This window comes from Thioclava sp. IC9 (assembly GCF_002213225.1).
GTDB lineage: Bacteria > Pseudomonadota > Alphaproteobacteria > Rhodobacterales > Rhodobacteraceae > Thioclava > Thioclava nitratireducens.
In genome coordinates this window covers 119,999-132,360 of record NZ_NBNX01000003.1, presented here as the reverse complement: position 1 = coordinate 132,360, position 12,362 = coordinate 119,999, and the positions used below count along the sequence as shown (strand labels likewise).

At 64.3% G+C, this 12,362-nt stretch carries 11 protein-coding genes; 4 read left to right on the top strand and 7 right to left on the bottom strand.

Translation table 11 applies throughout. The features are described 5' to 3' along the window. Positions 1 to 3: 3 nt before the first annotated feature. The 4 genes from B6V76_RS09165 to B6V76_RS09150 form a co-directional block, all read right to left on the bottom strand. Entirely contained in the window at positions 4 to 543 is a 540-nt protein-coding gene (locus B6V76_RS09165; RefSeq protein ID WP_075774200.1) for a hypothetical protein, read from the bottom strand. Beyond that, a complete protein-coding gene (gene mreC, locus B6V76_RS09160; protein ID WP_075774201.1) occupies positions 540 to 1,502 on the bottom strand; it encodes a rod shape-determining protein MreC in 963 nt (320 codons plus the stop codon). The genes B6V76_RS09165 and mreC overlap by 4 nt, the downstream gene beginning before the upstream one ends. 52 nt (positions 1,503 to 1,554) lie before the next feature. Then, positions 1,555 to 2,586, bottom strand: a complete 1,032-nt coding sequence (locus B6V76_RS09155) for a rod shape-determining protein (protein ID WP_038064670.1) — start codon at positions 2,584 to 2,586, stop codon at positions 1,555 to 1,557. 325 nt (positions 2,587 to 2,911) lie between these two features. After that, positions 2,912 to 4,471 (bottom strand): 2-isopropylmalate synthase, encoded by a 1,560-nt coding sequence (locus tag B6V76_RS09150; RefSeq protein ID WP_088727457.1) that lies wholly within the window; start codon positions 4,469 to 4,471, stop codon positions 2,912 to 2,914. Positions 4,472 to 4,796: 325 nt separating this feature from the next. Between B6V76_RS09150 and B6V76_RS09145 the strand changes: the two genes are divergently transcribed. From B6V76_RS09145 to B6V76_RS09135, 3 genes are read left to right on the top strand one after another with little or no spacing between them, the layout of a single operon-like run. Continuing rightward, positions 4,797 to 5,447, top strand: a complete 651-nt coding sequence (locus B6V76_RS09145) for an SDR family NAD(P)-dependent oxidoreductase (RefSeq protein WP_088727268.1) — start codon at positions 4,797 to 4,799, stop codon at positions 5,445 to 5,447. Beyond that, positions 5,441 to 6,139: an SDR family oxidoreductase gene (locus B6V76_RS09140; RefSeq protein WP_088725701.1), complete on the top strand. Its 699-nt coding sequence runs from the start codon at positions 5,441 to 5,443 to the stop codon at positions 6,137 to 6,139. The genes B6V76_RS09145 and B6V76_RS09140 overlap by 7 nt, the downstream gene beginning before the upstream one ends. Beyond that, complete coding sequence (locus B6V76_RS09135) at positions 6,132 to 7,658, top strand: cryptochrome/photolyase family protein (RefSeq protein ID WP_088727267.1); 1,527 nt, start codon at positions 6,132 to 6,134, stop codon at positions 7,656 to 7,658. Before B6V76_RS09140 ends, B6V76_RS09135 begins: the two co-directional genes overlap by 8 nt. Positions 7,659 to 7,685: 27 nt before the next feature. On the opposite strand, the gene B6V76_RS09130 is transcribed toward B6V76_RS09135, so the two are convergent. After that, positions 7,686 to 9,176, bottom strand: a complete 1,491-nt coding sequence (locus B6V76_RS09130) for a 2-isopropylmalate synthase (protein WP_088727266.1) — start codon at positions 9,174 to 9,176, stop codon at positions 7,686 to 7,688. A 226-nt stretch (positions 9,177 to 9,402) separates the two neighbouring features. On the opposite strand from B6V76_RS09130, the gene B6V76_RS09125 reads away from it, so the two are divergent. Next, complete coding sequence (locus tag B6V76_RS09125) at positions 9,403 to 11,061, top strand: NAD+ synthase (RefSeq protein ID WP_088727265.1); 1,659 nt, start codon at positions 9,403 to 9,405, stop codon at positions 11,059 to 11,061. A gap of 21 nt (positions 11,062 to 11,082) precedes the next feature. On the opposite strand, the gene B6V76_RS09120 is transcribed toward B6V76_RS09125, so the two are convergent. Beyond that, positions 11,083 to 11,754 (bottom strand): hypothetical protein, encoded by a 672-nt coding sequence (locus tag B6V76_RS09120; RefSeq protein ID WP_088727264.1) that lies wholly within the window; start codon positions 11,752 to 11,754, stop codon positions 11,083 to 11,085. 3 nt (positions 11,755 to 11,757) lie between these two features. Beyond that, complete coding sequence (locus B6V76_RS09115; protein ID WP_088727263.1) at positions 11,758 to 12,294, bottom strand: hypothetical protein; 537 nt, start codon at positions 12,292 to 12,294, stop codon at positions 11,758 to 11,760. Positions 12,295 to 12,362 lie beyond the last annotated feature (68 nt).

The window sequence follows — 12,362 nt, the reverse complement described above, 5'->3', positions numbered from 1 at the left end:
CCCTCACATTCGATGTCCGTAGGCGTCGACCTCGCCCGGCGCCGCGCGGCGCAGGCCGAAGGCCACGCGCGACACCAGCACAACCACCGGATAGGCGGCCAGCGTCACCAGCATCTGGAACAGCTCCAGCCCGAGGCTTGGCTGATCGACCATCGTGACAAGCAGGACGATGCGCTTCACCGACACCATAGCGAGCAGCACGCCCGCGACCAACGCCCATTCCAGCGCGAAGGGCAGATCGCGCAGGCTTTGTTCGCGGCGGCGCAGGAATTCGGTCGCGCCGAGGACGATCAGCGTCCAAAGTCCGATGGGCCGCCAGAACATGATGTCTTCAAGCAGAAAAACCAGAACGATCAGCAGGGCCGGGGCGTATTCGGGACGCCGCAGCACCCAGGCCAGCGTCAGCGCCAAGGTCAGGTCGGGGCCCGGCAGGCCGCCCGGCGAATGGTCGACCGGCATCAGGCGCACGAAGATCAGTACGAGGCCGATCACGACGAAAAGCGTGCGGTAGCTGACGCGGCGGCGGGTGATGGGGTCGATCATTGGCTGCCCCCGTTTCCGCCCTCCGACCCACCATCGGGTTCGAGTGCGCCCGCGGCGGCCTCGGCGCGCGCCTTCTCGGCCGCTTCCTGTTCGATGACTTTCGGGTCGGGCGCGATCAGCCCGCCCGCGTTCTCGATCCGCTCGGCCGGGTGCGAGCGCAACACGCGCAGGAAATCGAGCCGTTCGTAATCGGCGGCGAGGCGCACGCGCAGCCGCTTGTCGCGGCCCTGGAAAACCTGACCGACCAGCAGCCCCGCCGGGAAGACCCCGCCATCGCCCGAGGAGATCACGCGGTCGCCCGGGCGCACGCGGTCGGGATGTTCGAGGAAATCCACGAACGGGTAGGGGGAGTTGTCGCCCGCAAGGATCGCGTTCTGCCCCGAGGCCGGGATCGTAACCGGGATGCGGCTCGAGGCGTCGGTCAGCAGCAGCACCCGCGAGGTCGAGGAGCCCACGCCCGAGATTCGCCCCACGAGGCCCAGCCCATCCATCGTGGCCCAGCCATCAACAATGCCGTCGCGCTTGCCGACATTCAGCAGCACCGATTTCCGGAACGGCGAGCCGCTATCGGCCAGCACACGCCCCGACACAGAGGTGAGTTTCGGGTCGAGCCGCACCTTGTTCTGGGCAAGCAGCTTGGCGTTCTGCTGCTCCAGCTGAACGGCGGCTTCCTTCCACGCCTTCATCTGTTGCAGCTCGCGGCGCAACTCCTGGTTCTGCTCGTAGATGCGGGAATAGGACTGGAAGCCCTCGACCATGTCGGTGAGCTTGGTGACCGGGGCCATCACCCAATCGAAGCTGGGCACGAAGCGATCCACGAGGGCAGAGCGGAACCGCTCCATCCGCGGGCTGTCGATGCGCCAGACCAGGAAGAGAGCCAGTAGCACGACGACAAGAACCGCAACGCCCAGTCGGCGCAGCGGTCCGATATAGTCCTGATCGTCGCGATTTCTGGCCAAATCCGTCTCCGGTCAGATCACTGGCCGGGCGTGGTGCAATCCCGGGCCCGGCTCAGCTGTCGTAGTCAATGACGTGGCGAAGCTGCTTTTCATATTCAAGCGCCTTGCCGGTGCCGAGCGCAACACAGTTGAGCGACTGGTCGGCGATCGAAATCGAAAGGCCGGTCTGCTCGCGCAGCGCCAGATCGAGTTCGCCCAGAAGCGCACCGCCCCCCGTCAGCATCACGCCACGGTCGACGATGTCGGCGGCGAGGTCCGGCGGGGTGGTTTCGAGCGCCTGCATCACCGCGTCGCAAATCGACTGGACCGGCTCGGACAGCGCCTCGGCGACCTGGGCCTGCGTGATCTCGGTTTCCTTCGGCACGCCGTTCAACAAGTCGCGGCCGCGCACGTGAAGGCTCATCCCGCGCCCGTCATCGGGCATCCGCGCGGTACCGATCGTGGTCTTGATCCGCTCGGCGGTGGATTCGCCCACAAGAAGGTTCTGGTTGCGGCGCAGGTAGGAGATGATCGCCTCGTCCATACGGTCGCCGCCCACGCGCACCGAGCGCGCATAGACGATGTCGCCCAGCGAAAGGACCGCGACCTCGGTCGTGCCGCCGCCGATATCGACCACCATCGAACCCGTGGGGTCGGTGATCGGCATGCCCGCACCGATGGCGGCCGCGATCGGCTCTGCAATCAGGCCGGCGCGGCGCGCACCTGCCGAGAGAACCGACTGACGGATCGCGCGCTTCTCCACCGGGGTGGCGCCATGCGGAACGCAGACGATGATCTTCGGCTTCGAGAAGGTCGAGCGCTTGTGCACCTTGCGGATGAAATGCTTGATCATTTCCTCGGCGCTGTCGAAATCCGCGATGACGCCGTCGCGCATCGGGCGGATCGCCTCGATAGAGCCGGGGGTCCGGCCGAGCATCAGCTTGGCGTCTTCACCGACCGCCAGCACCTGCTTCTTGCCGTCCTTGACGTGATAGGCGACCACCGAGGGCTCGTTCAGCACGATCCCTTTGCCTTTGACATAGACCAGCGTGTTCGCCGTCCCGAGGTCGATCGCCATGTCCGAGGAGAAGATCCCACCAACCATATTACGCCTGTCCCATCCCAAATTTCTTAGAAATACCGCGACTCGCGCCAAGCCACGGCCCGCGCCTCGTATAGTCAAAGCGGCCCTTACGGGGAAGCGGATTTGCGCCGTAGGCGAAGCCCCCTTGCGGTTATCCGCTGAGGCAAGGCCAAGCGATTGACCTTTTTCAACATTTCGGGCGGATTTCCCCGCGGAAATGCGCTTGAAATTGCAGATATACGATGCGTCACGAAATCGTGCTGAAAACGGGAAAATCGCGCCGGGTCGACATGAAAACGGGCAGCCGTTCTCGGGCTGCCCGAAAGCTGTGCAACTGGCGGTGGGCTCAGAGCTTGTAGCTCACCGTTTTCACGTCCGCGTCGGGCGCGGTTTTCTGGCTGCGGAAGCGCAGGCGGTTGAGTGCGCCGACATAGGCCTTCACGCTCGCGAGGATCGTGTCGGTGTCCGACGCGGCCCCGGTGCCGATCCGCCCATCTTCCTCGAGGCGCACCGAAACGGTCGCCTGCGCGTCGGTGCCTTCGGTGACCGCGTGCACCTGATATAGCTTTAGCTTGGCTTGCGTCGGGTAGATTTCCTTGACGCAGTTGAAGACCGCGTCGACCGGGCCGTCGCCCTGGCACTTGCTGGATTTCTCCTCACCATCGACGAGCATCTTCAGCTCGGCTTCCTGACCGTCCGAGCCACAGACCACGCGCAGCCATTTGACCTGCAGGTAGTCGTCGGCGGTGTTCGCGGCGCTGTCGGTCATCAGCGCGATCAGGTCCTCGTCGTAGATTTCCTTCTTGCGGTCGGCCAGCGCCTTGAAGCGGACGAAGACGTCCTTGAGCTGGTTATCGCCCAGCTCGTAGCCGAGATCCTTGAGCTTGGCGCGCAGCGCGGCGCGGCCCGAATGCTTGCCCATCGCGATATTCGCCTCGTTGAGGCCGATATCGGCGGGCTTCATGATCTCGAAGGTTTCGACATTCTTCAGCACGCCATCCTGGTGGATGCCGCTTTCGTGCAGGAAGGCGTTCTTGCCGACGATCGCCTTGTTGAACTGCACCGGGAAGCCTGACACCTGCGCCACGCGGCGCGAGATGTTCATGATCTTCGTCGTGTCTATATGGGTCTGGTAGGGCATGATGTCCTGACGAACCTTCATCGCCATCACCACCTCTTCGAGCGCGGTGTTGCCCGCGCGCTCACCCAGACCGTTTATCGTGCATTCGATCTGGCGCGCGCCTGCATCGACCGCGGCCAGCGCGTTCGCCGTCGCCATGCCCAGATCGTTGTGGCAGTGCGTCGCGAAGATGATCTCGTCGGCGCCCGGCACGCGCTCGAGCAGCATCCGGATCAGGTCGGCGGATTCGACCGGCGCGGTATAGCCCACCGTGTCGGGGATGTTGATCGTGGTGGCGCCCGCCTTGATCGCGATTTCGACGACGCGGCAGAGATAGTCATGCTCGGTCCGGGTCGCGTCCATCGGCGACCACTGCACGTTGTCGCACAGGTTGCGCGCGTGGCTGACGGTCTCGTGGATCACGTCGGCCATCTCGTCCATCGTCAGGTTCGGGATCGCGCGGTGCAGCGGCGAGGTGCCGATGAAAGTGTGGATGCGCGGCGATTTCGCGTACTGCACGGCTTCCCAGCAGCGGTCGATATCAGGCAGCCTCGCGCGGGCGAGCCCGCAAATGGTCGAGAACTTGGCGCGTTTCGCTATATCGCTGACGGCTTCGAAATCGCCCTCGGAGGCGATCGGGAAGCCGGCCTCGATGATATCCACGCCCATTTCGTCGAGCAGATCGGCGATTTCGAGCTTCTCGTCATGGGTCATCGTCGCACCCGGCGATTGCTCGCCGTCACGCAGGGTCGTGTCGAAAATCAGAACGCGGTTTTTGTCGATCATGGTCTGGGCCATCTGCTAGTCTCTTTCGTCTTGGCTCTTAGCGTTACTTGGGCCCGAAGGCCAGCATTGCGCGGTGGCTTTCGGGAGTTGTCCGGGCGCTGGCTACCCCTGAGCGTTCGCGCCCGAAGGCACGCTCAGAGGCTGCTAAGAAGAAGGAGACCACGGGGCATCGCGCCTTGGGCGAGCGCCCCGGCTGCGGTGAGTTGAATATGCTTAACCCGTGTCATGAGGGGCACTATAGGCGCCAAGTAATAAATGAAAAGCAAAAAAGGAACCGCTGGAGGCGGGGCCGCGTAGCCTTTGGGCGCATATAACGGAGGCGACAGTGGCAGGTCAGGCAATCGTGATCGGAGATACGGGCGGGATCGGCGCGGCGATCCGGGCGGAGCTGGAGGCGCGCGGCTTCGCGGTGACGGGGCTGTCGCGGTCGCGCGACGCGTTCGATGTCACGGATGAACGCGCGGTCGAGGCGGGGCTGCGCGGGATCGACGAGCCGGTCGATCTGATCTTCGTGGCCTCGGGCGCGCTCGGTACGCCGGAAAAGGCCTTGTCGCGTCTGACCCCCGAGGAATTGCAGAGCCAGTTCGCCGTGAACGCGATGGGTCCGGCGCTGGTCTTGAAACATGCAGCCCGCCTTCTGCCCCGGGACAAGCCCGCACGGTTCGCGGCGCTTTCGGCGCGGGTCGGCTCGATCGGCGATAACGGTTTGGGCGGTTGGTATAGCTATCGGACCTCGAAAGCGGCCCTGAACCAGCTGCTGCATGGCGCGGCGATCGAGCTGGGGCGCTCTCACAAGCAGCTCGTGATCGCGGCGCTGCATCCGGGCACGGTAGACACCCCCTTTACCGCCGATTACCCGCGCGACAAGCTCGCCCCCGAAGACGCCGCGCGCCGGTTGCTGGATGTGTTGGGCGCGCTGACGCCCGCGCAATCGGGCGGCTTTTACGACTACGCAGGCAAGGAGATTCCATGGTAACCCGAAACGCCATCGTCACCGGCGCCGCGCGCGGCATCGGTCGCGCCATCACCGAGGCGCTGCTGGATCGCGGCTGGCAGGTCGCGGCGCTCGATCTGGATATCGGCCCGCTGGAGGCGCGCGAAGGCTTGCAGGCGATCCGCTGTGATTTGGGGAGCGAAGACGATGTTCGGTCTGCGGTCGCCGAGGCCGGGTTCGAGACGCTCGATCTGCTGGTGAACAATGGTGGGCCGGCCGATCCCGAATGCGGACCGTTGGAGGAGCTGACGCTGGAGGCGTGGCACAAGTGGATCGACCCGCATCTGACCGGGACGTTCCTGATGGCGCGCGAGGCGCTGCCCGCCTTGCGCAAAGGGCAGGGGGCAGTGGTCAACATGGCCTCGACGCGCGCGCTGCAATCCGAGCCCGATACCTTCGCCTATGCGGCGGCGAAGGGCGGCGTTACATCACTGACCCATGCGATGGCGGTGAGCCTTGGGCCGGAGGTGCGGGTCAACGCGATCGCGCCCGGCTGGATCAATTCGAGCGGCGAGGCCTTGGGCGAAGCGGATCACGCGCAGCATCCCGTGGGCCGTGTGGGTGAGCCGAGTGACATTGCCGAGGCCGTGCTCTACCTCGCTGATGCGGGCTTCGTGACGGGGCAGGTGCTGGTCGTCGATGGCGGCATGACCCGGAAGATGATCTATGACTAAGCTGATCGCGGTGCTGGGCGATCAGCTGAGCCATGACGGCGCGGCTTTGCGCTGCGGCGACAAGAGCGCGGACGTGGTCGTGATGGCCGAGGTGCGCGAGGAAGCGACCTATACCGGCCATCACAAGCAGAAGCTGGCGCTGACCTTCGCCGCGATGCGCCGCTTCGCCGACGAGTTGGAGCGCGATGGCTGGCAGGTCCGCTACACCAAGCTGACCGATGACGACAACGCGGGCTCGTTGGTTGGCGAATTCGCGCGCCGCGCCGAAGAAGAGGGGGCCGACGAGGTCATCACACTCGCCCCCGGCGAATGGCGCTTGCGTCAGGCCTTCGAGAGCGCGCCGATCAAGATCCGGCAACTGCCCGACGATCGCTTTATCTGCTCTGAAAAGCGCTTCGCGGACTGGGCCGAGGGGCGCAAGGAGCTCCGGATGGAGTGGTTCTACCGCGAGATGCGTCGCGAAACGGGGCTCTTGATGGAAGGTGACGACCCGGCGGGCGGCGAATGGAATTTTGACAAGGAGAACCGCAAGCCCGCCCAGCCCGACCTGTTCCGCGAGCCCGCGCCGACCTTCCGCAATGATGCGCTCGTGCAGGAGGTGCTCGAGATGGTCGAGGCGGAATTTCCCGATAATTTCGGATCGCTCGACGAATTCAACTGGCCGGTCAGTCGCGCGCAGGCCGAACGCTCGCTGGAGCATTTCATCGCCCATAATCTGCACGATTTCGGGACCTATCAGGATGCGATGTTGGCCGAGGACCGGCTGCTGCATCACTCGATCCTGTCGTCGAGCATCAATCTCGGGCTGCTTTCGCCGCTGGAGGTCTGCAAGGCCGCGGAAGAGGCGTACAAGGCGGGGGACGCGCCGATCAATTCGGTGGAAGGGTTCATCCGGCAGATTCTCGGTTGGCGGGAATACATGCGCGGCATTTATTTCCTCGAAGGGCCGGATTACACCTCACGTAACGCGCTCAACCACAAGCGCGATCTGCCGTGGTTCTACTGGTCGGGCGAGACGGAGATGGCCTGCATGAAGGCCGCGATCGGGCAGACCCGCGATCTGGCTTATGCGCATCATATCCAGCGGCTGATGGTCACGGGCAGTTTCGCGCTGCTGGCAGGCATCGACCCGCGCCAAGTGCAGGACTGGTATCTCGCCGTCTATATCGACGCCTATGAATGGGTGGAGGCGCCGAACACGGCGGGGATGAGCCAGTTCGCCGATGGCGGAGTGGTGGCCTCGAAACCTTACATTTCCTCGGGCGCCTATATCGACAAGATGTCCGATTACTGCGGCGGCTGCGCCTATGACGTGAAGGCGAAGGACGGGGAAAAAGCTTGCCCGTTCAACAGCCTTTACTGGCATTTCCTCGACCGGCATCGCGACCGGTTCGAGGGCAATCCGCGCATGGGGCTGGTCTATCGCAACTGGGACAAGCAGAAGACAGAGACCCGTGAGGCCAAACTGAAGACGGCGGAGGCGCTGCTGGAGAAGCTCGACAGGGGCGAGGCCTTGTAGGGCGCTCGGCCCGGTCTCGCGTCCGGATCAGTTTGCAGACGGAGCGGATTGCGCGTCCGGTTCGTTCGCCGGGGCTGGTGGTGTCTCGGCACTGGCATCGGGCGTCGGCTGCGTCGCAGGCGCGCTGGTATCCTGGAGCTTGTCATTCGACCACTCGCCGCTCGCGACGTTCCCGGAGGCGTAGGTCATCGTGCCTTGCCCCTCGCGCTTGCCATTCGCGAAGCTGCCCTCGTAGGTGTCGCCATTGGCATAGGTTGCGCGGCCTTGCCCGTCGATCGCACCGTTGCGCCACTGGCCCTCATAAGTGAACCCGTCGGGCATGGTCAGCTTGCCGGTTCCGTCGCGCTGGCCGTTCTTGAAACCGCCCTCGTAGGTCGTGCCGTCGGCATAGCGCGCGACGCCCTGACCCTCGCGCTGCCCGTTCACCCAATCGCCCTCGTAGCTGTAGCCGTCCGGGTAGGTCATCTTGCCCTTCCCGTCATTGCGCGCGTTCTTGAACTCGCCCTCGTAGACGAGCCCGTTCGCGTAGCGCGCCGTGCCGGTGCCCTGTATGACGCCATGCGCCCAGCCGCCCTCGTAGCTGGAGCCGTCGGGATAGGTGATCTTGCCCTGACCGTCGGGCAGGTCGTTCTTGAAGCTGCCCTCGTAGACCGAGCCGTCGGGGTATTTCACCTTGCCCTGACCTTCGATTCGGCCTTCCTTCCACTGGCCCGTGTATACGTAGCCGTCCTTGCCGTGGAAGGTGCCGGTGCCGTGGCGCTTGTCGAGGAGGAACTCGCCTTCGTAAGTGTCGCCATTGGCATAGGTGACCTTGCCGGTCCCGTGACGCTTGCCGTTGACCATCTGGCCTTCATAGACGTCGCCATTGGGTTGGGTGAGCGTGCCGCGGCCGTTCATCTGGCCGGCCTTCCACTCGCCGACATAGGTCAGCCCGTCCGCCATTGTGAGCGTGCCGATGCCGTCGCGCTGGCCATGCGCCATCTGGCCCTCGTAGGTAGAGCCGTCGGGATAGGTGATCTTGCCCATGCCTTGCTTGACGCCGCCTAGCCAGTCGCCCTCGTAGCGATAGCCGTTCGCGCTCTCGAGCGTGCCCTTGCCGTCATGCATCGCGTTGCGGAACTGGCCCTTATAGACCGAGCCGTTGGCGTAATGCGCGGTGCCGGTGCCGGTGATCTGACCGTTGAGCCAGTCGCCCTCGTAGGTGCCGCCATCGGCGAAGGTGATCTTGCCCTTGCCGTTGGGTTTGCCGTGGTCGAACTGGCCCTCGTAGACCGAGCCGTTGGGGAAGCGCGCGCGGCCCTCGCCCTTGATCTCGCCCATCACCCATTGGCCTTCGTATTCGTAGCCCGAGGGAAGCTTGTAGCTGCCGTAGCCGTCCTGCTTGCCATCGGTGAAGGTGCCCTTGTAGAGGCCGCCGTCGTCGTATTGCTTGGTGATGACCTCTTGCGCCGGCGCGATCTGCGCGGCGCATCCGATCAGAACTGCCAATGTCGCGATGCGAAGCTGCGCGCCTGCCATGGTGCCCCCTGATGGTGCTGCCTGTGCCCCGGTCTCGCGAGCGCGTGGATTCGCGCTCTGCCGGGCTTGGGGAAAGGTTAATTGCGCGGGGGTAGCCTGACAAGCGGGCAGGGCGGTCGTGTCGGGTCCGCGTAAGGGAAGGGGCGGCGAATGCAGGGCAGCCATCCCCTTTTCACCCCATCGTTTTCTGCTAAATGAGGGGGCGATAACAGCCCCGAGGACGCTTATGGCCGATCGTTTCCGCCTCACCATGGCCCAGCTCAACCCCACCGTGGGCGCGCTGGAGGCCAATGCCGATAAGGCCTTCGCCGCATGGCAGGAGGGCAAGCGCGCAGGCGCCGACATGGTCGTGCTACCCGAGATGTTCCTGACCGGCTACCAGACGCAGGACCTGATCGCGAAGCCCGCCTTCGTGCGCGACGCGGTCGCCGCGATGGAGGCGCTGGGCGCGCGGATTTCCGATGGCCCAGCGCTGGGCATCGGCGGGCCCTACTGGACGGAGCAGGGGCAGTATAACGCCTATTGGGTCTGGAAAGACGGCGCGCTGGTCGCGCGGATGCTCAAGCACGATCTGCCGCATCACGGGATTTTCGACGAGTATCGCATCTACGATACCGGCCAGATCTCCGGGCCCTACGCGATCAACGGCGTGCGCATCGGGACGCCGATCTGCGAGGATGCGTGGCATCCGGATGTGGCCGAGACGTTGGCCGAGACCGGGGCCGAGATCCTGATCGTGCCGAACGGTTCGCCCTATCACCGCAACAAGCTCGACGTACGGATGACCCACATGGTCGCGCGCGTGGTCGAGACCGGGCTGCCGCTCGCCTATCTCAACTCGGTCGGCGGACAGGACGATCAGGTCTTCGACGGGGCGAGCTTCGTGCTGAACTGTCACGGCCAGTTGGCCGCGCAATTCGCGCCTTTCGACGAGATCATCGACCATGTCGATTTCGAGCGTGACGGTGAGGGCTGGGCCTGCGTTGCGGGCCGGGACGATCCGCAGCCCTCGGAATGGGAGCAGGACTACCGCGCCATGGTCGAAAGCCTCGGTGATTACCTGCGCAAGTCGGGCTTCTCCAAGGTCGTTCTCGGCCTGTCGGGCGGGATCGACTCCGCGCTGGTCGCGACAATCGCAGCGGACGCGCTGGGGCCGGAGGCCGTGCATTGCGTGATGCTGCCCTCGGAATACACCTCGCAGGGATCGCTCGATCACGCGGCCGATCTGGCGACGCGGCAGGGGATGCGCCTCGACACGGTGCGGATCGACGGGGCGCGCGATGCGGTCTCGGATGCGCTTGCCCATCTGATGGAGGGCACTCAGCCCGACGTGACCGAGGAAAACATCCAGTCGCGCCTGCGCGGTGTGATGCTGATGGCGCTGTCGAACAAGTTCGGCGAGATGCTTCTGACCACCGGCAACAAGTCCGAGATGGCCGTGGGCTATGCGACGATCTACGGCGACATGGCGGGCGGCTACAATCCGATCAAGGATCTCTACAAGACCCGCGTCTTCGAGACCTGCCGCTGGCGCAACGCCAATCACCGCGAATGGATGAAGGGCCCCGAGGGCGAGGTGATCCCGCGCGCGATCATCGACAAGCCGCCCTCCGCGGAACTGCGCCCCGACCAGAAGGACGAGGACAGCCTGCCGCCCTATCCGGTACTGGATGGTATTCTCGAAGGACTGGTGGAGGGCGACGCATCGGTCGCCGATCTCGTTGCCGAAGGCTACGATCGCGACACCGTCAAGAAGGTCGAGCATCTGCTCTATATCTCGGAATGGAAGCGTCACCAGTCCGCGCCTGGCACGCGTCTCTCGAGCAAGGCCTTCTGGCTGGATCGCCGCTACCCGATCGTCAATCGCTGGCGCGACCACCACTGAGGGCCACGGTCGCGCAGCGCCTCAGTGATCGTCAAGCCACGTCAGGCGGGCGACGCGCGGCCGGGTTACGATGAAATTGTCGAACGAGATCGCGTCGTGGAAGCCCACGAAATGCTTGCTCGGGTCTTTGCCGATCGATGCGAGATAGGCCTTGTAGGCCTCGGACAGCTTGAACGGCAGGTCGTAGGCGTAGGAGGTCTCCACGATCAACGCCTGATCGCCCGCGGCGAGGATCGGAATGCGATCCGCTTCCAGGTCGAGCGCCTCCTGCGTGTAGCTTTGCGCCAACCCGGTCGCGTAGGAATCTTCCAGCTGTACCTTTTTCGCGTCGCTGCCTTCGGCAGGATCGTTGCAGGTGTGGCCCAAATCCAGCGGATCGTCCCAGCATCTCACCAACGTCACGCGAATCCAGCTGCGCGACGGGTCATTATTGCCGGTCGTGAAGTCGAACACTTTCTTGATGCCCGCGACGTATTTGGGGCCGATCGGATCGCGCTCGCGCGAGATCAGGTCCGAGACCGTCACATTGGCCCGGGTCGCGGCGCCGCGGATCTTGAATACGTCATAGATTTCGATCGACAGGATCAGCCAGCCCGACAGCATGATGAAGGCCAGAAGCCCCTCGATCGGGATGGAGCCGGTTTCGTCCTTGCGGAAACGGTGGAGCAGATTGCGCAACTTTGGCATCAGCATCGCTCAGGTTCCTCCACTGCCAGCGGTTGAAGCGACCGCCGGTTCGATCACGATCGCGGTCGTTGCAACCAGAGCGTAATCGCCATCCGCGCCGACCGGCGATGCCTTCAGGAAAGCCTGGGCGATGAAGTCTTCCAGCATCATCGGTTTCTCGCGCAAACAGACCCGCACGAGGATCAGTTGATCGGGAATGGCGGCCTCCAGCGTGCCGGCAGGTGGCGGCTTGGTCACGTCCGAGAAATCCTCGCAGCGCACCGGATGGTTGGCGATGGAGGACGTCCAGTCGGTCTTGTCCACCTGAAACATCTCGACGGAAACCCGATTCATGCAGGTGCTGCCGAAGAAGCCTGCCTGTTTGCAGATTTCATGGCGCAGCGTCTTTTCGTCGATGCTGGAGTAGTTGCCGATACGGACGATGCGGCTCGTGGCTTCGGTCGCGCGGGTCAGCAGGGTCTGCTTGATGAAGATCACGCCCAGCTCGATCCCGGCGAACATGAAGAAGATCAGGAACACGATCCATAACAGGGCGGGGATCGTCACCGCCCCGTCCTCCGCCCTCAGGAAAGCTCGCTTATGTCTCTGCCTCGATGCCATGCTCTGCGTTCCCC